Origin of the sequence: Salinisphaera japonica YTM-1, from assembly GCF_003788585.1 — a bacterium.
In the GTDB taxonomy this organism is placed as follows: Bacteria; Pseudomonadota; Gammaproteobacteria; order Nevskiales; family Salinisphaeraceae; genus Salinisphaera; species Salinisphaera japonica.
Genome location: NZ_AYKG01000023.1, coordinates 111171 through 133306 on the forward strand (window position 1 = coordinate 111171; position 22136 = coordinate 133306).

The 22136-nt window shown below is 63.9% G+C and carries 21 protein-coding genes and 1 tRNA gene; 15 read left to right on the forward strand and 7 right to left on the reverse strand.

Going from position 1 to position 22136, the window contains the following annotated elements:
* Positions 1-105 precede the first annotated feature (105 nt).
* Complete coding sequence (locus SAJA_RS08495) at positions 106-852, forward strand: LOG family protein (protein WP_123658233.1); 747 nt, start codon at positions 106-108, stop codon at positions 850-852.
* Between the two features lie 6 nt (positions 853-858).
* Here the strand turns inward: SAJA_RS08495 and SAJA_RS08500 are convergent, their stop codons facing one another.
* Positions 859-1533, reverse strand: a complete 675-nt coding sequence (locus SAJA_RS08500; protein ID WP_123658234.1) for a TIGR04282 family arsenosugar biosynthesis glycosyltransferase — start codon at positions 1531-1533, stop codon at positions 859-861.
* A gap of 102 nt (positions 1534-1635) precedes the next feature.
* On the opposite strand from SAJA_RS08500, the gene SAJA_RS08505 reads away from it, so the two are divergent.
* From SAJA_RS08505 to SAJA_RS08540, 8 genes are all read left to right on the forward strand, one after another.
* Positions 1636-1711: transfer RNA gene (locus SAJA_RS08505), tRNA-Ala, on the forward strand.
* Between the two features lie 147 nt (positions 1712-1858).
* The gene (locus SAJA_RS08510; RefSeq protein ID WP_123658235.1) at positions 1859-2836 is read left to right on the forward strand and encodes a sugar-binding transcriptional regulator; all 978 of its coding nucleotides are present in this window, start codon (positions 1859-1861) and stop codon (positions 2834-2836) included.
* The gene (locus SAJA_RS08515; RefSeq protein WP_123658236.1) at positions 2833-3501 is read left to right on the forward strand and encodes a class II aldolase/adducin family protein; all 669 of its coding nucleotides are present in this window, start codon (positions 2833-2835) and stop codon (positions 3499-3501) included. Before SAJA_RS08510 ends, SAJA_RS08515 begins: the two co-directional genes overlap by 4 nt.
* Before the next feature lie 359 nt (positions 3502-3860).
* Positions 3861-5411 carry a hypothetical protein gene (locus SAJA_RS08520; protein ID WP_148070961.1) on the forward strand — a complete coding sequence of 517 codons (1551 nt, stop codon included), beginning with the start codon at positions 3861-3863 and terminating at the stop codon, positions 5409-5411.
* Between the two features lie 113 nt (positions 5412-5524).
* On the forward strand, positions 5525-7003 hold the full coding sequence (zwf, locus tag SAJA_RS08525) for a glucose-6-phosphate dehydrogenase (RefSeq protein ID WP_123658238.1): 1479 nt from the start codon (positions 5525-5527) through the stop codon (positions 7001-7003).
* A gap of 48 nt (positions 7004-7051) precedes the next feature.
* A complete protein-coding gene (gene pgl / locus SAJA_RS08530) occupies positions 7052-7735 on the forward strand; it encodes a 6-phosphogluconolactonase (RefSeq protein ID WP_123658239.1) in 684 nt (227 codons plus the stop codon).
* 14 nt (positions 7736-7749) lie between these two features.
* Complete coding sequence (gene edd / locus SAJA_RS08535) at positions 7750-9579, forward strand: phosphogluconate dehydratase (protein ID WP_123658240.1); 1830 nt, start codon at positions 7750-7752, stop codon at positions 9577-9579.
* Positions 9580-9637: 58 nt separating this feature from the next.
* Positions 9638-10270, forward strand: coding sequence for a bifunctional 4-hydroxy-2-oxoglutarate aldolase/2-dehydro-3-deoxy-phosphogluconate aldolase (locus tag SAJA_RS08540; protein ID WP_123658241.1), 633 nt, complete (start codon positions 9638-9640; stop codon positions 10268-10270).
* Between the two features lie 23 nt (positions 10271-10293).
* Here the strand turns inward: SAJA_RS08540 and SAJA_RS08545 are convergent, their stop codons facing one another.
* The 5 genes from SAJA_RS08545 to glk form a co-directional block, all read right to left on the reverse strand.
* The gene (locus SAJA_RS08545) at positions 10294-11394 is read right to left on the reverse strand and encodes an ABC transporter ATP-binding protein (RefSeq protein WP_123658242.1); all 1101 of its coding nucleotides are present in this window, start codon (positions 11392-11394) and stop codon (positions 10294-10296) included.
* A 78-nt stretch (positions 11395-11472) separates the two neighbouring features.
* Complete coding sequence (locus tag SAJA_RS08550) at positions 11473-12357, reverse strand: carbohydrate ABC transporter permease (protein ID WP_123658243.1); 885 nt, start codon at positions 12355-12357, stop codon at positions 11473-11475.
* On the reverse strand, positions 12341-13261 hold the full coding sequence (locus SAJA_RS08555) for a carbohydrate ABC transporter permease (RefSeq protein ID WP_245963271.1): 921 nt from the start codon (positions 13259-13261) through the stop codon (positions 12341-12343). Before SAJA_RS08555 ends, SAJA_RS08550 begins: the two co-directional genes overlap by 17 nt.
* A gap of 111 nt (positions 13262-13372) precedes the next feature.
* A complete protein-coding gene (locus SAJA_RS08560; RefSeq protein ID WP_184999817.1) occupies positions 13373-14665 on the reverse strand; it encodes an ABC transporter substrate-binding protein in 1293 nt (430 codons plus the stop codon).
* Between the two features lie 249 nt (positions 14666-14914).
* Entirely contained in the window at positions 14915-15910 is a 996-nt protein-coding gene (gene glk / locus SAJA_RS08565; protein ID WP_123658245.1) for a glucokinase, read from the reverse strand.
* 294 nt (positions 15911-16204) lie between these two features.
* Here glk and madL point away from each other — a divergent pair, with 294 nt between their 5' ends.
* Both madL and madM read left to right on the forward strand, forming a co-directional pair.
* Positions 16205-16618, forward strand: a complete 414-nt coding sequence (madL, locus tag SAJA_RS08570; RefSeq protein WP_123658246.1) for a malonate transporter subunit MadL — start codon at positions 16205-16207, stop codon at positions 16616-16618.
* The gene (gene madM, locus SAJA_RS08575) at positions 16611-17378 is read left to right on the forward strand and encodes a malonate transporter subunit MadM (protein ID WP_123658247.1); all 768 of its coding nucleotides are present in this window, start codon (positions 16611-16613) and stop codon (positions 17376-17378) included. The genes madL and madM overlap by 8 nt, the downstream gene beginning before the upstream one ends.
* Here the strand turns inward: madM and SAJA_RS08580 are convergent.
* Entirely contained in the window at positions 17375-18343 is a 969-nt protein-coding gene (locus tag SAJA_RS08580; RefSeq protein WP_123658248.1) for a LysR family transcriptional regulator, read from the reverse strand. The two genes, madM and SAJA_RS08580, sit on opposite strands and share 4 nt — an antisense overlap.
* A 105-nt stretch (positions 18344-18448) precedes the next feature.
* Between SAJA_RS08580 and mdcA the strand changes: the two genes are divergently transcribed.
* Genes mdcA through SAJA_RS08600 form a run of 4 tightly spaced genes read left to right on the forward strand, consistent with a single transcriptional unit; the run spans position 18449 to position 22133 of the window.
* On the forward strand, positions 18449-20107 hold the full coding sequence (mdcA, locus tag SAJA_RS08585) for a malonate decarboxylase subunit alpha (protein ID WP_123658249.1): 1659 nt from the start codon (positions 18449-18451) through the stop codon (positions 20105-20107).
* On the forward strand, positions 20107-20991 hold the full coding sequence (locus SAJA_RS08590) for a triphosphoribosyl-dephospho-CoA synthase (RefSeq protein WP_123658250.1): 885 nt from the start codon (positions 20107-20109) through the stop codon (positions 20989-20991). The genes mdcA and SAJA_RS08590 overlap by 1 nt, the downstream gene beginning before the upstream one ends.
* Positions 20972-21283: a malonate decarboxylase subunit delta gene (locus SAJA_RS08595; protein ID WP_123658251.1), complete on the forward strand. Its 312-nt coding sequence runs from the start codon at positions 20972-20974 to the stop codon at positions 21281-21283. Before SAJA_RS08590 ends, SAJA_RS08595 begins: the two co-directional genes overlap by 20 nt.
* Entirely contained in the window at positions 21276-22133 is an 858-nt protein-coding gene (locus SAJA_RS08600; RefSeq protein ID WP_123658252.1) for a biotin-independent malonate decarboxylase subunit beta, read from the forward strand. Before SAJA_RS08595 ends, SAJA_RS08600 begins: the two co-directional genes overlap by 8 nt.
* Positions 22134-22136 lie beyond the last annotated feature (3 nt).

The window sequence follows — 22136 nt, forward strand, 5'->3', positions numbered from 1 at the left end:
GCCCGGCGCGACACGCTGCTACACTGAGCGGTCTGGCGTCTCGGTTGCCGCGTACCCGCGCACCAACGCCGCTATTCTTTGCGCTGTTTTTTATCGAGGCTGTTCATGACGAACCCCTACGCCGATCCGGATTTCATGGCAAGCGACGATGCGCGCCCGCTGCGAATCCTGTCGGAATACATCGAACCCCGGGCCCGGCTGTTGAATCTGAACGTCCACAACGGGCTGATCTTCTGGGGCTCGGCGCGCCTGAAGACACCGGAAGGCCCGGATGTATCCTCGCAAGTGGACTACTACGGCCAGGCCCGGGATCTGGCGGCGCGCATGATGCGCTGGACCATGGACAGCCACGCCGAGTCACAGCAGTACTATGTCTGTACCGGCGGTGGCCCGGGCATCATGGAGGCCGCCAACCGCGGCGCTGCGGACGTGAACCCGGCCCGTTCAATGGGCCTGAACATCGAGCTTCCGCATGAACAGGGCACCAACGCCTGGGTCCATGAGTCGCTGAACTTCGACTTCCATTATTTCTTCATGCGCAAGTTCTGGTTCATGAACATCGCCAAGGCGTTGATCATCTTCCCGGGCGGCTTCGGAACGATGGACGAGCTGTTCGAGATGCTCACGCTCATCCAAACCGGCAAGCAACCCAGGATTCCGGTGGTGCTCTACGGCAAGTCGTTCTGGGAGCGCCTGATCGATTTCTCGGTGTTCGCCGACCACGGGCTCATCAGCCAGGGTGATCTGGATCTGTTCTATCAGGCCGAAGACGTGGACGATGCCTATGGCTTTCTGACCGAGGCTCTGGGCGATTGCCCGGTCGAAACCAAGCGGCGTCGTGTGGGCAGCTAGCCGTGCTCACGCGCTGACGAGTCGTGGCCGCAGGCCGGGCATGATGGCACCGCGCAGCAGCCGCGCCCGTTGGTCACGCGGCTGGGCGCACCAGTCGCGATAGTCATCGATATCGCGCATCGACGGGCCTTCACGCCAGCTTAGCGCCCGGGCCTGCATGGCCGCGCGCGTCTGGCGGGCGACTCGTGGCGTGCTCCAGGCGATACCCTGAAAAACGCCGCGAGGCGTATGACGCCCGCCGATCAGCCAGTAGCCGCCGTCGTGCGTCGGGGCCATGAGCATATCGATCGTCTCGTCCAACCGGGCCAGCACGTCGGCCAGCGGCAGGCGCGCGAGATCGGGTTGATCGGTGCCGATCACCACCGCGCCGGCGCCGCGCCGTTGGTTCTGTCTAAGCGCATGGGCCATGCGCCGACCCAGATCGCCGCCTGATTGACGCATACGCGAACAGCCATAACGCCGCGCCAGGCGAGTAAACAGTGGGTGACGCGTATCGGGCGCACAGGCCAGCACCACGCGCCCCGGCGCCTGGCGCGTGGCGTGGGCGATGACCTGCTCGGTCATGGCCTGATAACAGCGCGCCGCCAGCACGGGCCCGACGTGGCGGGCCAGGCGGGTCTTGCAGCGCCCCGGTTCGGGTGCCTTGGCAAACACGATGACGACGGGCTGGGCAACGGGCATGGCGCGATCCGGGCGGCAGGGCGGGATGATGTGTCCCAAGGGGTTGGCAACAGAAACAAGCCTGCTATCATACGCAGCTCGTTCGCCGCGGTGGACGATCTCGGGGCCGTAGCTCAGTTGGGAGAGCGTCGCGTTCGCAATGCGAAGGTCGGCGGTTCGATTCCGCCCGGCTCCACCAGAACGCAAAGGACTCGGCCATGCCGGGTCCTTTTTTATGCCTGGTTTATGTAAGCACAAACGTGTCTCATACAAATGGCGCAATGACACGCAGGCCGGGCCTGCGTAACTTTGCTCGCCAATCGGGCATAATTTCATTCGGGGCGCCATGTCGACACCGCGCGATCAACAGGATCTGGCGATCTATGTCGCGTGGTTATCGTATGTGGGTGGCCATACGCAGGCCGATATCGCCCAGCGGCTGTCGCTCTCACGAGCCAAGGTACATCGCTTGATCGGCGAGGCCCACGACGCCGGTTTCGTGCATGTCTTCATCGACCGATCGCCGCAGGCGCTCGTCGATCAGGAGGATCGCCTGATCGCACGTTACGGGCTGACTCAATGTGTGCTCGTGCCCGATGTCAGAGCCCCGGGTGATACGGCCAACAACACCGTGGCCATTGGTTCAGCGGCCGCGCAGTATGTGCATAAGCGCCTGGCAAGCGGCGAAGTGCGCGCGCTTGGGGTGTCCTGGGGGCGCTCGCTGGCCGAGATGACGCGTCAGCTGCCGCGCGAGTCCTATCCTGATCTGTCGATTGTCTCGTTGATGGGCAGCCTGACTCAGCGGGCCGCCATCAATCCGTTCGATGTGGTCTATCGTCTGGCCGAGATCACGGGCGGGCAGGGGTTCTTCCTGCCCGTGCCGTTCATCGCCGATACCGTGGCTGATCGCGGGGTATTACTGGCCCAGCGCAGCGTGGTCGATGCGCTGGCGCGTGCACGCGCGGTGGATCTTTGTGTGGTGGGTATTGCTGCCATGAAGGCCGACCAGCCGATCTTTCGCAGCGAGCGAGGGCTGTTGGCCGATGGCGCACGTGACGAGCTGATGGCCAGCGGCTGCGTGGCTGAGGTGGTCGGGCATTTTCTCGATGCGCAAGGGCGCCTGGTGGATCACCCGATCAATCGCCGAACCATCGGACTATCGTTTGCCGAGCTGGTCCAGCAGAACGTGCTGGCCGTTGTTGCCGGGGCCCACAAGGCCGCCGCCATCCATGCTGTGTTGCAAAGCGGGCTGGTCGATCGGCTGATCATCGACGCGCCGGCCGCCGATGCCCTCGAGCGCCTGGCCGCCGAGCAGCCGGCATGACGAGCCCGACCCACGAAATCGTCGCGGCCATGCGCACGCTGGATCGAAAAGGGCTGAACCGGGGTGCTTCCGGCAATATCAGCCTGCGCTGCCGGGATGCGGGCGACGGTTTCTGGATCACGCCGTCGGGCATACCGGCCACCGAGCTTACCGCCGACGACATCGTACGCGTGGATAGCAGCAGCCACGTGCATGGTCGGTGGCGTGCCTCCAGCGAGTGGCGCTTTCATCGCGACGTACTGGCCGCCCGGGCCGATATATCGGCGCTCGTGCACACCCATTCGATCCACGCGACCGCGTTCGCGATCTGTCGACAGCCGATACCGGCGGCTCACTATATGGTGGCAGCCGCCGGCGGGGCCGCAATTCCGTGCGCCGGTTATGCCGTGTTCGGCAGTCAGGCGTTGTCGGAATCCATCGTTACCGCGCTTGGCGCGCGCTATCAGGCTTGTCTGATGTCCAATCACGGCATGCTGGCTGGTGGGCCGAGCCTGGCGCGCGCGCTATGGCTGGCCGAAGAAGTTGAAACCCTGGCTCATCAATACGCCTTGGCCTGTCAGATCGGCCGGCCGGCGATACTTGACGCGGCGGCGATGAACGCCGTGCAGGCGGGGTTTGCCGGGTACGGGCCGGGATCGACAACCCATGCGGAGCCGAGCGAATGACGCTATGGCCGGATAAGACAGGCGCATGTCCATCGACAGCTCGGCACGTTAGACGGATTGCTGATACGTCTTGTGGCCGGCGACTTCTATTATCGCGGTGTGCTTGTAGATATGTATGTACTAAACAAGTTTATTGCAAGCACGTCAGTCCGGTCGCGTTACGTGTCGAAGCGCATCACGACCGCGAGAAAGACGTGTGGCGATCAACCACACACGTCGAAGGGGCAGAACGACAGCGCTCGTTCACACATGAAAAACTAGCCAAGCAGGAGGACATCGTGAACGTACACGATTCGAAGGGGGGACGATGGGCAGGCGCCGGTCGATACGGGGTATCGGTTCCAGCGCTGACTATCGCTGTGGTTGTGTCGAGTTTCGGCGCCAGTGCGGTGGCCCAGACCCCCGCCACCGATCAAACCGATGTGCCGGATGATGCGCCCGCACAAGCGCTGACGTTTCCGGAAATGTTCGAGCGCGAAGTCGTACGCGGCTCGGAAGTTCACGGCCGTGTCGGGATCTATGATTTCCGCCGTTGGCACGATACCAACCAGCCGTATCCCGGCCAGCCGGACACCGGTGACGACTTCAACAACGAAAACACCAATTACGGCGCCCAGATCGGTATTCAGACCGGTCGTATCTACGGCTTCTCTGCCGGCGCCGAGTTTGTCTACTCCGGCGGCTTTTACGGCAACAACGATGCCGGTACACGACTGAACTGTGTGCTGGCCTGTGGCGATGAAATCTCCGAGCTCACACAGGGCTATCTTCAGTTCAACAGTTACGGCACGCAGATTCGCGCCGGTCGGCAACTGTTGAACACGCCGCTTGCCGCCTCGGACCAGTTCACCTTCAAACCCCGTTCGTTCAGTGGCGTGAGCGGAACGATCCGGCCCTTGCAGACCGTACGCCGCCTGCAACAGTCACCCGGTGACCTGGCACAGGGCGACGCCACGGAGGCCAGCACCTTTGGCCCGCAGGTGACGCGTTCACGCATCGCCGATACGCAGAACTACGAAACCGATCAGTACCTGCCGTTCGCGATGGGCGCCGAGACGATGGATATTCCCGAATGGCAGCTCGTGGGCGCCAAGATCGATCGGTACGCATCGCGTTTCAACAACGATAACTTTCGCTCGGACAACCGTTATTTCACCGACGTGGACGGTTTCTGGATGGTCGGCACGACGTTTCGAAACGTCTGGTCCGGCGGCCAGGTCATCGGCCAGTATTATCACTATCGTTTTCAGCAGACCGTATCTTCGGATTACGGCGAGATTGGATACATGGCCCCTGAGTTCGGCGAGGGCGCCAGTGCCTGGGCGCCGTATGTCCGCGTGCAGGCGAGTGCGTCATACAACGCCGACGAACAGCGGGTGCCCCAGGGCATCGACAATCAGATCTACGGTCTGAAAACCGGTATTCGCTCGTCCGAGGTCGGGTTTTCGGTCTTCGGTACGTTCTCGCCCGTGAACAAGGGCTCGTTCAACAACGGCCAGACTTTGAACCCCTATACCGATCTGTCCGGCGTGTTCTACACCGACACCATGAACAACGGCATACAGAACTTCGGCCCGGGTTGGGGCGCCGGCGTGCGCTTTGATTTCACCCCGTCGGACAATCTGGCCATGTATGCCCGCTATGTGAAGTACAAGGCCGAATTCGGTCATTACCATGACTTCTATTTCTCGGGTGGGCCGAACAACCAGATCACGGATGATTCCTTCACCGGGGAACTGGTGCGTAATCAGTACAGTGACGGCATTGGTATCGGCCTGACTTATGACTTGGGCGGGTTGTGGCATCAGCTGGCCGGCCTCAAGCTCAATAACAACCTGGGTATCACGCGCTACGATGAAAACGCAGAGGATTTCTACGACAATCGTCTGCGGTTGTATTACCAGTTCTGAGCGTGACCGGCGTCCGTCTTGTCCGGGTCGGCATCGCCGGCTCTGGACAGGACGAGAATGACGGCGGGTATACTCGGCCGCTGATCAATTAAACCGAACAAGAGAGAGACGCCATGGCCGCGGAATTCGTCCCAGTCGATCCGTTTGATCTGGTGATCTTCGGGGGCACCGGGGATTTGGCCCGTCGCAAGCTGCTGCCGGCGCTTTATCATCGAGATGCCGACAACCAGTTCTCCGAAGACAGCCGGATTCTGGCCGTATCTCGTCAGGACATGGACGATGCCGGCTATGTCGCCTGGGTGCGTGAGGTACTCGAAGCCCACCTGCCCGAGGCACTCGACGAAGACGTCTTTGCGCGGTTTGAAAAACGTCTGTGCCATATCCAGCTGGACGTCGACGATGCCGACGGCTGGCAGGCGTTCGCCGAGCGTTTCGCCGACAACGGCGAGCGGATCTGCACTTTCTATCTGGCCACCGCTCCGTTCTTGTTCGGCAAGATCGCGGCCGGCATCGCCGATGCGGGCTTGTCCGATGCGCCGAACCGTATCGTGTTGGAAAAGCCGGTCGGCCATGACACCGAGTCCGCGCGCGAGATCAACGACGCCGTCGGCTCGCGTTTCGACGAGTCGCGGATCTATCGCATCGATCATTATCTGGGCAAGGAAACGGTCCAGAACCTGATCGCGCTGCGTTTCGGCAACAGCCTGTTCGAGCCGGTATGGGGCCGCCAGGCCGTGGACAACGTCCAGATCACGGTGGCCGAAAGCCTGGGCGTGGATGAGCGCTTCGATTTCTACGAATCCACGGGCGCGCTGCGCGATATGGTGCAGAACCATATGCTTCAGCTGCTGTGCCTGACGGCCATGGAGCCGCCGGCCAGCATGAACCACGACGACGTGCGCAACGAAAAGATCAAGGTGCTGCGTTCGTTGAAGCCCATCGCCCCGGGCAACGTACGCAAGACCACCGCGCGCGGCCAGTACGGCGCGGGCATGGTCGATGGCGAGGCGGTGCCGGCCTACGGTGCGGCTGATCCGGAACAGCAGGCGCCGGCCGAAGAGGCCGAGGCCGAAACGTTTGTGGCCATCAAGGCCGAGATCGATAACTGGCGCTGGCAGGGTGTGCCGTTCTACTTGCGTACCGGCAAGCGCATGGCCCGTAAATCCAGCCAGATCGTGTTCGAGTTCAAGCCGGTCCCGCACTCGATCTTCGGCGACGAGCCGCTTCAGCCCAACCGGCTGGTGCTGCGCTTGCAGCCGGAAGAGGGCGTGGAGATGTCGATCATGACGAAAGAGCCCGGCCCGGGCGGCTTTCGTATGCGTAGCCTGCCCTTGAACCTGAGTTTCTCACAGGCTTTCGAGGTGGCGTATCCCGATGCCTACGAGCGCTTGTTGATGGAAGTGCTGCGCGGCAACCCGGCGCTTTTCATGCGCCGCGACGAGGTCGAGGCCGGCTGGGCCTGGGTGGATCGGATTCTGGAGGCCTGGCGTATGGAGCAGGTCGAGGCCCAGGAATACATGGCCGGCAGCTGGGGCCCGACCGATGCCTTCGTACTGCTCGATCGCGACGGGCGACGCTGGTACGAAGGATAATTTAAACTCGGCTCATATTTTTCGTTCTTCGAACAAGGGACCGTTCCCATGTCCAACTTCAAGCGCTACGATGATCGCACGCATGCCGCACGCGATCTGGCCGATGCGATCGCCAACACACTGCGCGAGGCGATCGCCGAACGGGGCGGGGCCAGTCTGGTGGTCTGTGGTGGCAGCTCGCCGATCGAGCTGTTCGAATATCTTTCACAGGCCGAGCTGGACTGGTCACAGGTCGTGGTCGTGCCCTCGGACGAGCGCTGGGTGCCGGCTGACGATGCTCAGAGCAACGAGCGCATGCTGCGCGACACGCTTTTGACCGGGCGTGCCGCCGATGCCATGTTCGTCAGCCTGTATCGGCCGACCGATACGCCGGCCGAGGCGGTGTCCGACGTCGAGGGCGCGCTGCTGGATATCCCGACGCCGTTCGATGTGGTGCTACTGGGCATGGGCAGCGATGGCCACACGGCGTCGTTGTTCCCGGATGATCCCAACATCGAGCGCGCGCTGGCCTCGAAGGCCCGGGTGATACCGGCCGACGTCGGGCCGCCGGCCCGCATGTCGCTCGGCCCGGCTTATCTGCGTGCGGCACGTCGAATCGATATTCTGGTATTCGGCGACGACAAGAAGCGTGTTCACGACGAGGCCGTGCAGCCGGGGCCATTGGCCGCGTTGCCGGTACGAAGTGTTCTGAACACCACGGATCCGATTCCCACGGTCCACTGGGCCGAGTAGTCAGGAGCGCTCTCATGGCCATGAATTCAACCGTTCACGACGTTACCCAGCGCATCATCGAGCGCTCGCGAGAGTCGCGCGCCGATTACTTGCGGCGTATGAACGAGGCCGGCCATGCCGGCCCGCATCGCGGGCGCATGTCGTGCTCGAACCTGGCCCACGGTTTTGCCGCCGAGGGCGAGCCGGTCAAGGACGCACTGGCCGGTGACACCCGGCCCAACGTGGGTATCGTGACCGCGTTCAACGACATGCTTTCGGCGCACCAGCCTTTCGAGCGCTACCCGGACATCATCAAGCAAGCGGCCTGGAATGCCGGCGGTGTGGCCCAGGTGGCCGGGGGCACGCCGGCCATGTGCGACGGCGTGACCCAGGGCCAGCCGGGCATGGAGCTGTCGCTGTTCTCGCGCGACGTGATCGCGATGTCCACCGGTGTGGCACTCACCCACAACATGTTCGATGCCGCGCTGTGCCTGGGGGTCTGCGACAAGATCGTGCCCGGGCTGTTGATCGGCACGCTGGCCTTTGGCCATCTGCCGGTGATCTTCGCCCCGGCCGGGCCCATGACCTCGGGCATGGCCAATCCGATCAAGGCCAAGGTGCGCGAGCGTTTCGCCCAGGGCGAGATCGGGCGCGACGAGCTGTTGAAGGCCGAGTCGATGTCCTATCACTCGCCGGGCACGTGCACCTTCTATGGCACGGCCAACTCCAACCAGCTGATGATGGAGTTCATGGGCCTGCACATGGCCGGTACCTCGTTCATCAACCCGGGCACGCCGCTGCGAGAGGCCTTGACCGTAGCCGCGACCGAGCGCGCCATCGAGATGGCACGTCTTGACGATGACCAGCGCGCCCGACGCATGTGCGACATCGTCGACGAGAAATCCATCGTCAACGGCCTGGTGGGCCTGCTTTCCTCCGGGGGCTCCACCAACCACACGATGCACTATGTCGCCGTGGCCCGTGCCGCCGGCATCAAGATCAACTGGGACGATTTCTCCGAGCTCTCGGCGGCCGTGCCGCTGCTGGCGCGGGTGTATCCCAACGGTATTGCGGATGTGAATCACATGCGTGCGGCCGGCGGCATCCAGCTGATGATCCGCAGCCTGCTCGACGCCGGCCTGCTGCACGACGACGTGATGACCGTGGAAGGTTACGGCCTGCACAACTACACGAAAGAGCCGTATTTCAACGACGGCGCGCTGGCCTGGCGCGAAGGCCCCACGGCCAGCCATGACGAAGACGTGATGCGCCCGGCTGACAACCCGTTCGCCGCCACGGGCGGCATCAACGTGCTGGATGGCAACGTGGGCCGTGCCATCATCAAGACCTCGGCGGTGGAGACCAAACATCGGCGCATCGAGGCCCCGGCACAGGTCTTTGCCTCGCAGCAGGCCGTGCTGGATGCTTTCAAGGCCGACGAGCTCAATCGTGATGTGGTGGTGGTGGTGCCCAACAACGGCCCGCGGGCCAACGGCATGCCGGAACTGCACAAGCTCACGCCCAGCCTGTCGGTGCTGTTGCATCGCGGCTATCAGGTGGCGCTGGTCACCGACGGGCGCATGTCCGGGGCCTCGGGCAAGGTGCCGGCGGCGATTCAGGTCACGCCCGAGGCCAAGCTGGGCGGCATGATCGGCCGGATTCGTGACGGCGATATCGTCGTGGTGGATGCCGATACCGGCGAGCTGTCGGTGCAGGTCGATGACGCCGAGCTGGCCGAGCGCGAGGCGATCGAGTTCCCCGACGAACCGTCGGCCGAATACGGCTTGGGCCGCGAGATGTTCGCGCTGTTTCGTAACAACGCGCTGCCCGCCGAAGAAGGCGCCGGCCCGGCGCTGCACGGCTAGACGAACGCGCCAGGGCCATCGAAGGCCCTGCCGATATGCTTAAAAGGACACGAGACACATGGCCGACACGCTAGCCATCATGAAACTTTCGCCGGTGATTCCGGTGGTGACCATTCACGACGTGGATGAGGCCGTGGCCATGGCCCGCTCGATCCATGCCGGTGGGCTGAAGACCATCGAGATCACGCGGCGCACCCAGGTCGCCATCGAAGCCATGAAAGCCATCGCCGCCGAGGTGCCCGAGCTGGTGCTGGGCGTGGGCACGGTGTGGGATGCCAAACAGTGTGAAGAAGCGATTCACGCCGGCGCGCAGTTCATCGTCTCGCCAGGCATTGCCGATGCCGTGGGCGATGTCTGTCGCGAAGCCGACATGCCGTATCTGCCCGGCGCCCAGACCGTCAGCGAAGCCGCGCACCTCGTGCGCCGCGGGCATCGCGAAATCAAGCTGTTTCCGGCCTCGGTCATTGGCGGCCCGTCGGCCATCAAGGCCTACGCCGCGGTGTTCCCGGATCTGAAATTCTGCCCCACGGGCGGTATTACCGAACAGACCGCGCCGGATTATCTCAAACTGCCCAGCATCCCCTGCGTGGGCGGTAGCTGGCTGGCCAAACCGCCGGGCGAGGCGCCGGCCGGCCGCGATCCGATCGAGGCCGCGGCAGCGCGTGCCACGACGCTGGGCCGCAGCGGGTAAGGCCGTAGCGGCCCGGCACGCGCTCAGGCGATGCGTGCCTCGCTGTCGCAGTCGAAAAACACCGCGCGTTCAACATCCACGGCGAGTGCTACGGTGTCGCCGGCCGCCGGTGCCGCCGAGGGCAGGCAGCGGGCGGTGACTGGCTCGGCGTTGATTTCCGTGTGTAGATAGGTGTCCGGCCCGGTCGGCTCGACCACGTCGATCCGGCAGGCAATCGCCTCGGCCGAGCCGTGCGCGGCCGGCACCAGATGTTCCGGGCGTACCCCCATGACGACACGACGCGCGCCGTGGGCGGCCAGTCTTTCGGTCGTGGCCGACGGTAGCGCAAGCCGGGCCTCATCGGTGGCACCGGTCAGACAAACCGCGGTATCGCCAGCCTCACCGATCAGTTCGCATTCTATGAAGTTCATCGCGGGCGAGCCGATGAAGCCGGCCACGTACCGATTGGCCGGGTCGTCGTAGATCTCGCGTGGAGTGCCCAATTGTTGCACGCGCCCGGCGTGCATCACCGCGATACGATCGCCCAGCGTCATGGCCTCGATCTGGTCGTGGGTGACATAGACCATGGCCGTGGCCAGGCGTTGATGCAGCTGCTTGATCTCGGTGCGCATCTCGACCCGCAGCTTGGCATCCAGATTCGATAACGGTTCGTCGAATAGAAACAACGCAGGATCGCGCGCCAGGGCACGCCCGATAGCCACCCGTTGACGCTGACCGCCGGACAGCTGCGCCGGCTTGCGGTTCAGCAGGTCTTCGATCTGCAGCATCTTGGCAACGCGCTCGACGGTGGCACCGCGTTCCTGCTTGGCCACGCCGCGCATCTTCAGCCCGAACTCGATGTTTCGCCGCACATTCATGTTCGGATACAGCGCATAGAACTGAAACACCATCGCGATGTTGCGCTCGCGCGGACTGGCGGTATTGACCGAGCGGCCGTCGAGCGTGATCTGGCCTTCGGTGATGGTCTCCAGGCCGGCGATCATGTTCAGCAGCGTGGATTTGCCACAGCCGGAGGGCCCCACGAGGATCAGAAACTCGCCCTCGGCCATCGCGATATTGATGTCTTCGAGCACGCGGGTGTCGCCAAAGGTCTTCGACACGTTTTCGATATTTAGTACGGCCATGACGGGTTCTTGTTCAATGTCGGAAAACGATGCGCCACACAGCGCGCCATGCGAAAAGCAGATAAAGACACGGTGGCCTCAGCCCTTGACCGCGCCCGCGGTCAGCCCGCGCATGAAATAACGCCCGGCCACGATATAAACCACCAACGTGGGCAGGGCCGTGATGATCGCGCCGGCCATATCCACGTTGTAGCGCTTGATGCCGGTCGAGGAGGTGTTGACGAGGTTGTTCAGCGCCACCGTGATCGGGTGGGCATCGCCCGAGGTGAACACCACGCCGAACAGGAAATCGTTCCAGATCTGGGTGAACTGCCAGATCACACAGACCATGAGAATCGGCGTCGAGATCGGCAGGATCACGTAGCGAAACGTGGAAATGAACGACGCGCCGTCGATACGCGCGGCCTTGACCAGCTCATCGGGAATAGCCACGTAGTAGTTGCGACAGAACAACGTCGTGAAGGCCACGCCATAGACCGAGTGCACGAGCGTCAACCCGGCCACCGAGTTGTCCAGCCCGATCATGCCGAGCACGCGCGCCATGGGCAGCAGAAACATCTGGAAGGGCACGAACGTGCCCACCAACAACAGCCCGAAGATGATTTCCGAGCCCTTGAAGCGCCACTTGGTCAGCACGTAACCGTTCAACGCGCCGAAGGCCGTGGACAACAACACGGCCGGCACAGTGAAGGCCACCGAGTTCCAGAAATAATGCTGCAAGCCGGTACAGTCCGAGCCGGTACAGGCTGATGACCAGGCTTGTTGCCAGCCGGTGAGCGAAAACGGAGCGGGCAGGGCGAACAGGTTGCCGCCGCTGATCTGGCCCAGCGTCTTGAACGACGTCGTGAGCATGACGTAGAGCGGCAACAGAAAATAAGCCGCCGCCAGAAGCAGCAGACCATAGACGAGCACACGCGCGAGCGAGCCGCCCCGGGCCACGCCGTCTTCAGTTCTTGTGGCCATCACGGCGTCCCTTGAGTTCGGCGATGAGCATGGGCAGCATCGCCAGTGCGACGGCAGCCATCATCAGCGTTGCGGCCGCGGCGCCCAGGCCGATCTGGCCGCGATTGAAACCGAAGTCGTACATGAAGATCGCCGGCACCCAGGTCGAATAGCCCGGCCCGCCGCCGGTCAGGGCGATGACCAGATCAAAGCTCTTGATGGCCAGGCTCACCAGCAGAATGATCGCCGAGAAGAACACCGGGCGCAGGCTCGGAATGATGATCGACAGATACACGCGGGGCAGACTGGCGCCGTCGATCTGTGCGGCCTTGATGATCGAGCTGTCGATGCCGCGCAGCCCGGCGAGAAACAGGGCGGTCACAAAGCCGGATGCCTGCCAGACGGCTGCGATCACCACGGCATAGATCGCCATATCCGGGTTGATCAGCCAGTCGAAGGAGAATCCCGTCCAGCCCAGAGCGTGCACGAACTGCTCCAGGCCAAGGCTCGGGTTGAGCAGCCATTTCCAGACCACGCCCGTGACCACCAGCGATAGCGCCAACGGATAGAGATAGATCGTGCGCAGCCAGCCCTCGGCCCGGATCTTCTGGTCCAGCAGAATCGCCAGAAACAGGCCGATCGCCAGGCATAGCGCGACATAGAGCACGCCGAAGATCGCCAGATTGATGACCGATACCCACCAGATATCGAGCTTGAACAACACCTCGTACTGGCGCAGGCCGGCAAAGGTGTTGTTCGGTAACAGACTCGACGTGGTCAGCGACAGCCAGATCGTCCAGCCGATGAAGCCGTAGACGAACACCAAAAGCGCCACGCCGCTGGGCACCAATGCCAGTTTCGGCAGCCACCGGTCGAGCCAGCGGCGTATCGGCATGGCGCCGCTGGACGGAGAAGAATCGGCCATTCAAGAGCCCTCGATAGACAAGCCAGCAACGGGCGCACAAGACGAGCGCCCGTTGCTGCGCGCCGGCATCCGGTGAAACCGTGCCGGCCCCAACCTCGGCTAAACCATCGACTAAAGTTGCGACATCATCTGTGCCTGTTGGGCCTGGCTAGCCATCTGCGCCGCCGCGTCCTTGGCGCTCATGTCCTTGTCGTTATAGAACTTGGCGATCACGTCGAACAATGCGCCCTTGACCGCGCCGTTCTCGGCCATGTCCTGGGAGTAGCTGGGCACCAGGGCATCGTTGTCCACCGCGGCTTCGAACGCGGTCTGGGCTTTTTGTGCACAGGCATCGAAACCCTCGAGCGAGACGCCCTGGCGCACCGGGATCGAGCCCTTGGCCATATTGAACTTGCGCTGGAATGCCGGTGAGAGTGCGGTGCGGGCAAAGGCATACTGCGCGGCTTCATCCGAGTTCGAGTTCTTGAACATCTCGAACGAGTCCGCGTTGTAGACAAAGCCCGTGTGCTCGCCCGGCAGCGCCATGCAGGCGATCTCGTCGCCCGGCGTGGCGCCGGCGTTGGTGATCTCGCCCTTGGCCCAGTCGCCCATGATCTGCATGCCGGCCTCGCCCTTCACGACCAGCCCGGTGTCGTGGTTCCAGGACAGGCCCTGGCCGTTGGGGTCTTCATAACGCTGGAGCGTGCGCAGCCGCTCGAGTGACTTGACCATCTTGGGCCCGGACAGCACGGCTTCGTCCAGATCCACGAAGGCCTTGCGATAGAAATCCGCGCCGCCGGTGGCCAGTGCTACGGCATCGAACTCGGTGGCCACCTGCCAGGTATCGCCGCCGCCGGCGATCGGCGTGATGCCAGCGGCTTTGAGTTTCTTGAGTGCGGTGACGAACGAGTTCCAGTCGGAGGGCATGGCCGCACCGGCTTTTTCCATGGCCGACTTGTTGATCCAGACCCAGTTGATGCGATGCAGGTTGAACGGTACGGCCACGAAATGACCGTCGCACTGCATGCCCTCGGCCACCGGGCCCGGCAGGATCCTGGCCCAGTTCTGGTCGGCGGCGACCTTGTCGATATTCATCGCCAGGCCGGCCTTGCACCACTGCTGGATCTCCGGGCCCTTGATCTGGGCCGCGCCGGGAATGTTGTTGGACTGGATACGTGATTTCAGCACCGTGCGAGCGTTCGAGCCGCCGCCGCCGGATACCGCGTTGTTGATCATCTTGTAGCCATCGCTGGCCAGCATGTCCTGGAGTACGTTCATGGACTTGGCCTCGGAGCCCGAGGTCCACCAGTTCAGCACGCTGACCGTGCCTTTGTCGGGGGCAGCGTGCGCGGCCGCGCCGATCGACAGGGCCGCGACGGCTGCCCCGAGTTGCAAGCCGCGGACGGCCCATCGTGTCTGTGTCATGGCGTTTCCCCCTGGTGAGCCCGCGCGATCGTCTCGCATGCGGCGCGGTCTGTTTGTTCAAGTCGATACGCTGTGTATCAGCGCATTTGTGCAAGCTTTGCGAAAAAATTCAGTCAGGACAACGGAACAAAGGTCTAATAAAAAGGAACCGGTTTCAGCACAAAACCCGCGATCAGGCGATTCTCAGACACAAAAAAGCCCGGCCGCTGATGCGATCGGGCACTTGTTGCAACGCGTTGTATCGCGGGGCTAGACAGAGCTTAATGAGGCCAATGCGCCTTCGAGCGCGGGGTAGGGGGCCGTGACCATATAGCAGGGCACATCGGCCAGATAATCCGATAGTCGGCCGTGGGCCTCGAAGCGTTCACGAAAGCGCGAGGCGCCGATACGCTCGGCCAGGCGCGGTACGATACCGCCGCCGATATAAGCCCCGCCGCGCGCGCCGAGTGTGAGCACCAGGTTGCCCGTGGCCGTGCCCAGCATGGCAAAGAAATCATCCACGACCGTGGCACAGATATCGCAGCTGCCACCCAGGGCACGCTCGGTGATATCGGCCGGTTCAAGATCGTGGGCGACCACGCCGCTCAGCTCGCAGTTGGCGTGATAGAGATTCACCAGCCCCGGCCCGGACAGCACGCGCTCGGACGATACATGCCCGAACTTGCGGGTGAGAATCGCCAGCAGCTCGACCTCGCGCTCGTCGGCCGGGGCCAGCGTGGCGTGCCCGCCTTCGCCGGCCAGGGCGTGCCAGCCGTGTTTGGTGGGAATCACGCCGGTCGCGCCCAGGCCGGTGCCCGGCCCGATCACCGCCAGCGGGGCATCGAAAGTGCGCCGTCCGTGTTCTGAAACCGGTACCAGCCATTCGCGATCCAAACGCGGGATCGACAGCGCCAACGCCGTGAAGTCGTTGATCACGCGGCACTGGGCCACGCCCAACTGCTGGCCCAGCTCGCTGACCGAGAACGACCAGGACGCCCGGTTGGTGAACGAGATTCGATCGGCGTAGACCGGTGTGGCCACGGCAAAGGCGGCCTCGCGGATACTGCCGACGTCACGCCCGGACAGATAAGCCCGAGCGGCTTCGGCCGGCCCGTCGAAATCTTCGCAGGAGAGTGTGTCGTGGCCTTGCAGGGCCCCGTAGTCATCGGCCAGGGCAAAGCGGGCACTGGTGCCGCCGATATCGGCCACCAGCCGCCAGGCGCTGTCGGGATCGCCGGCCAGGCCGACACGAGCTTTATTAATCATGGGCACGTTTTCTTCAATTCGAACCGGGCAGGCCTTGCGTTTAACAGCCACGACAGCGCCTGCATGCGTCAAGGATAACAGCGCACATGGCTTCACGCGTCGTCGGCCACCGGTCGGGCAACGCCTGACAAACCGGGTGCAGCTGCCCGACATTGGTCTTAGCCCGGCCGGCGCAAAGCCGCGTAAAGCCGATGGTGCTTAGGCCGAGGCTAAGTTCGTTAACGCGATACGCGTTGATGCCGCTCTCGGCGCCGCCCATGACTGGCAGCAGATCAAGAACAAGGAGGCACGAAAATGGTGATCTACGGTGTGGCCCTGCTGGCCGCCTGTCTGCTCGTTGGCAAGTTGCTGGGCTCTTTGCTGGGCATGGTGATGGGTATCGATGCCGATGTCGGCGGTGTGGGTATCGCCATGTTGTTGCTGGTGTTCTGTGTGTATCGGCTGCAACGCATGGGCTGTTTCGACGACAAGGCCCAGGCCGGGCTGTCGTTCTGGAGTTCGCTGTATATCCCGATCGTGGTGGCCATGGCGGCCAGCCAGAACGTGCTGGGCGCGGTCAGCGGCGGGCCGGTGGCACTTGTGGGCGGGCTGGTGGTGGTGGCCATCAGTTTTGCCCTGGTGCCCGTGATCGCCCGTTTGGGCCGTGGCAAATACGCCAAGCCCATGGACCCACCGGAATCGACCCCCCGCGAGGATCGTCATGCTTGAGCGTTTTCTGGATGTCTTGAATAGTAACGGCCTGATCGCGGCGTTTGCCTTCATCGGCCTGCTGATGCTGGTCTGCAACCTGGCCGCACGCTATCTCACCGGCGGGCGTATCCACGGCTCGGCGATCGCGATCGCGGCCGGCCTGTTGCTGTCGTATATCGGTGGGGTCGCGACGGGCGGCACAGACGGGCTGTCCGATATCGCCATGTTCTCTGGCCTGGGCATCATGGGTGGCTCCATGCTGCGCGATTTCGCGATCGTGGCCACGGCGTTCGGCGTAGACGTGGCCGAGTTGAAAAAAGCCGGCATGAACGGCGTCATCGCGCTGTTTGCGGGCCTGGCGGTGCCGTTCACGGTGGGGGCCGCCATCGCCTATGCCTTCGGCTATACCGATCCGGTGGCCGTCACTACTATCGGCGCGGGGGCCGCGACTTATATCGTGGGCCCGGTGACGGGTACGGCCATCGGCGCGGGCTCGGATCTCATAGCACTTTCGATCGCCATCGGGCTGGTCAAATCCATCTCGGTGATGATCTTCACCCCGATCGTGGCCAAGCGTATCCAGCTCAACAACCCGTCAGCCGCGCTCGTCTTTGGCGGCATGATGGGCACGACCAGCGGCGTGGCTGCCGGGCTGGCCGCCACCGATGCCCGGCTCGTGCCTTACGGCGCGATGACGGCGACCTTCTATACCGGGTTTGGCTGTTTGCTCGGCCCGTCGATCTTCTATCTGGTGGTGCGCTCGATCGTGGGCGGCTAAACCGGCTTTGTCTCGATCGCCAGGCGCCCGTCGCTATCGACCATGGGGGCCACGATCTCGCGGGCAGCCGCGATCAGCGCGCCGATGGATTCGTCCTCGGCGCGTGATGCCAGATGACACAGGCCGACGTGTTGCGACACGGCCTGGGCGCGGCGCACGCGCTGAAAAGCCAACGCGCCGGGATACAGCTCGGCGATACGCCCGGGCAGCAGGGCATAGCCCACGTTGCCGCGCACCAGTCCTGATAACGAAAAAATATCGTTGGCCCGCAGGGCGACCCGAGGCGTGATGCCCGCCGTCTGGAACATGCGATACGAATCCCGCCCGCTGGAAAACTCCTGTGAGAGCACCACGAAAGGCGCCTCGCGATAATCGGCCAGGTCGACGGGCGCGCGCTTGGCGGTGTCACGCCGGGCCGCGCCACGCTCAGCCGGTGTGACCAGATAGATCTCGTCTTCGAACAGATCGACCACCGCCCGCGCATGGCTGCGCGCCAGCTCGTGGGTGCAAATGAGCGCGGCATCAATCTCGCCGGCGGCGAGCTGGTCTTCCAGCGTGGCGTTGGAGCCCAGCACCAGCTCGATATCACAGCCGGGCAGGGCGGCCTGTACGGCGGTGATGATGCGCGGCACCAGCGATATCGTCAGCGAATAGAGAGAGCCGATACGAAACGTGCGCGGAGCGATGCCCGCGGCCTGGCGCGTGGCGTCCACGCTGCGCTGAATGCCGTCGATGATGTCCTGGCCGTGGCGGGCCAGTACCTCGGCCGAGGCCAAGGGGCGCAGGGTGCGCCCGCGATGCGCGAACAGCGGCGCGCCGACCGCGGCCTCCAGCGAATGGATCGCCTTGTGGACCGACACGCTGGACACGCCGAGTGTTTCCGCGGCCCGGGCCAGGTTCTGTTCGCGCATGAACGCCAGAAAGATTTCCAGCTTGCGCAGGGTGATTTCATCGGCACCGCGCATTGGCCTGTCCTGTTCGCCTGATGTTAATAAAGCCAACGACAGCTTGATTGATCGCAGGCCTCGCCGATTCTAACTTGCTTGCAGAGCCCGAAACGGACAACGCGCATGCGCCAGACCCAAGCCCCGCGCCAGTGGAATACCCGTGCCGCGGAAAAACAGCGCCGCCTTGAGACGATCGCGCATCTGCTGACCGAAAAGATCGTCGATCGGGAGGCGATCAGCGAGGTGCTCTATGGCTGTATCGCCTCCGGCGATCGGGTGATCGCCGAGGGCAACAACCAGAAACAGGCGGATTTTCTCTCGCGGGCCCTGGCTGATCTCGACCCCGAGCGCGTGCATGACCTGCATATGATTCAGCCCAGCGTCGGCCGGCCCGAACATCTGGCGGTGTTCGAAAAAGGCATCGCCAAGAAGCTGGATTTCGCGTTTTCCGGCACCCAGAGCCATCGTATCGGCACACTCATGATGGACGGCACGATCGAGGTCGGCGCCATCCATACTTATATCGAGCTCTATGCGCGGCTGTTCGTCGATCTGATTCCGAAAGTCGTGTTGACCGCGGCCTTCAAGGCCGATCGTGCGGGCAATCTCTATACCGGGCCCTCGACCGAAGACACCCCGGCGCTGGTCGAGGCGGCGGCATTTTCTGGCGGTATCGTCATCGCCCAGGCCAACGAGATCGTTGATGATGTCTCCGGCCTGGACCGGGTGGATATTCCGGGCTCTTGGGTGGATATCGTGGTCGAGGCCGACCAGCCGTTTTATATCGAGCCCTTGTTCACGCGTGATCCGCGTCATATCACCGACGTACAGATATTCATGGCGATGATGGCCATCAAGGGCATCTATGCCGAGCACGGTGTGCAATCGCTGAACCACGGCATCGGCTTCAATACCGCAGCCATCGAGCTGTTGTTACCGACCTACGGTGAAAAACTGGGCCTGAAGGGCAAGATCGCCAAGAACTGGGTGCTCAACCCGCACCCCACGCTCATACCGGCCATCGAATCCGGCTGGGTCGAGTCCGTTCATTGCTTTGGCACCGAGCTGGGCATGGAAAACTACGTGGCCGCGCGCGGCGACATCTTCTTCACCGGGCATGACGGCTCGCTGCGCTCCAATCGTGCTTTCTGCCAGCTGGCCGGCCAGTACGCCGCCGATATGTTCATCGGCGCGACCTTGCAGATCGATCCGGACGGCAATTCCTCGACCGTGACCACCTCGCGCGTTTCGGGCTTTGGCGGCGCGCCGAACCTGGGCAGTGATGCCCGCGGGCGGCGGCATGCGACACCGGCCTGGGCGGATATGGCCGATGACAATGATCCGCTGGCGCGCGGGCGCAAGCTGGTCGTGCAGATGGTCGAGACCTTCCAGGCCGGCCTGGTGCCCACATTCGTCGACGAGCTGGACGCCGTCACCGTGGCCAGGAAAGCCAACCTGGCGGTGCCGCCGGTCATGGTCTACGGCGACGACACCACGCATCTGCTCACCGAGGAAGGCATCGCTTATCTTTACAAGGCCGAGTCGATCGAAGAACGCCGTGCCATGATCGCGGCCGTGGCCGGGGTGACGCCGCTAGGCCGATCGGCCGACCCGGGCGAGACGAAACGCTTGCGCGAGGCGGGCAAGGTCGTCTGGCCCGCGGATCTGGGTGTTTCTCGCGCCGAGGCCACCCGTAGCCAGTTGGCGGCCTCCAGTATTGCGGATCTCGTCGATTGGTCGGGCGGGCTCTATAACCCGCCGCCGCGGTTTCGGAGCTGGTAATGGTCGATATCACTGACAAGCCGGCCTGGCTGGCCGATCGCGTTAGCGAGGCGCTCGTCGCCGAGCTGGACCTGACGCCCAAGCCCGGGCTGATCGATCGTCGCGGAGCGGGCGTTCATCACGATATGGACTACGCCACCATGCAGGCTTCGATTCGGGCCTTGCACCCCGGGTTTCTGGCGATCGCCGAGGCCGGGGCCTTGCCGGGGGACGCGGTATCGCTACGGGCCCGGCTGGGGCTGCTGGGCCGCGAGGCCGAGGCTGCGATGCTGCTGGCCACCGGCGGGATGAATACCCATCGCGGGGCGATCTGGTGCCTGGGGCTGCTCACCGCGGCCGCCGCGGCCCGGCCCGCGGGCGAATGGCAGGCCGAGCGGCTTGCCGCCGACGCCGCACGTATCGCGGCCATCGATGATCCGGGGCTTGACCCCGCGCGGGTTTCAAACGGCAAACAGGCGATCACCCGCTACGGCGCGGCCGGTGCGCGCCAGATCGCCGTTGAAGGTTTCGTGCCCGTCATCAAGCACGCCTTGCCGGTATTGCAGCGCACCCGCACGGCGACCGGCTGCGAGCAGACCGCGCGCCTGGACGCGCTGGCCGCGCTCATGGCCGTGCTGGATGACACCTGTGTGCTGCACCGCGCCGGCCCGGCCGGCCTGGCCGCCATGCAGACCGGCGCACGCCGCGTGCTGGCCGCCGGCGGCACGGCCACGCCCGCCGGGCGCGCAGCACTCGCGGATCTGGATCACACACTCACCGGCTATCGCGCCTCGCCGGGCGGCGCGGCCGATCTACTGGCGGCCACCGTATTCATCGATCGACTGGCCGAACACGCCTCGGCCACCGCGACAGGAGACAACGCTCATGCAAACGCTATCGCTTGATTACCCGGCCGGCACGCCGGCGGCCCGTCGCGCGCTGGCCGGCGTGGTCGGCTCCGGCGATCTGGAGGTCTTGTTGGAGCCGGGCGAGTCCGGCCGGACGACCGTGGCCATCGCGACCTCGGTCGACGGCGTGGATGACATCTGGAAAGCCGTGATCGATCGCATCTTTTCCGAAGACGGCCTGCCCGCGCTCAAGGTCGAGATCAACGACTTCGGCGCCACGCCGGCCGTGGTACGCCTGCGGATTGCCCAGGCCATGGAACAGACCAACCCGGAGGCCAGCCATGCGTGATGTCGCCGCACTGCTACAACGCCAGAGCTTTGTCGAGCTGCCCGCCCGTGCTCGTTGTCAGCATCTGCTGGATGATGCCGGCCAGCGCGAACTGCTGGGCCCGTTCGAGCGCCTGACCTCGCCGTGGCTGCCCAAGCAGAATATCGTCACCCAGTCGGATGACGGCGTAGTCATCATGCGCGGCACGCTGGGGGATACGAAGGTGGTCGTGGCGGCCGTCGAGCCCGCGTTTCAGGGCGGCTCGATGGGCGAGGTCGGCGGCGCCAAGATCGCGGGCGCGCTGACCTGTGCGCTGGCGGACGTCAAGGCCGGTGATCCGGTGGTACCGATACTGCTATTGGAAACCGGCGGCGTGCGTCTGCAAGAGGCCAACTGCGGCCTGGCGGCCATCGCCGAGATCCACGACATGATCGTGGCCCTGCGCGAGCACGGCCCGGTCATCGGCGTGATCACCGGGCCGGTGGGCTGTTTCGGCGGCATGTCGATCGCGGCCGGCCTGTGCTCGGCATTGCTCGTCACCCGCGAGGCACGTCTTGGCCTGAACGGGCCGCAAGTGATTGAACAAGAAGCCGGCGTGGACGAGTTCGACAGCCGTGACCGGCCGATGATCTGGTCGCTTCTGGGCGGCGAGCAACGCGTGGCGACGGGTCTGGCCGAAGATCTGGTAGATGACGACGTCGCCGCGATTCGTGACCTGCTGGCCGAGCGCGTCACCGCGGCTCCGAAAACATTGGCCCGCACGACCGATATCGCGCGTTTCGAAGCGCTGCTGGAAACCGTGGACCCCGCCGAACAAGCCACCGCCGAAACGACCCGCGCTATGTTTGATCAAACAACAGGTGCTGCATGAGTG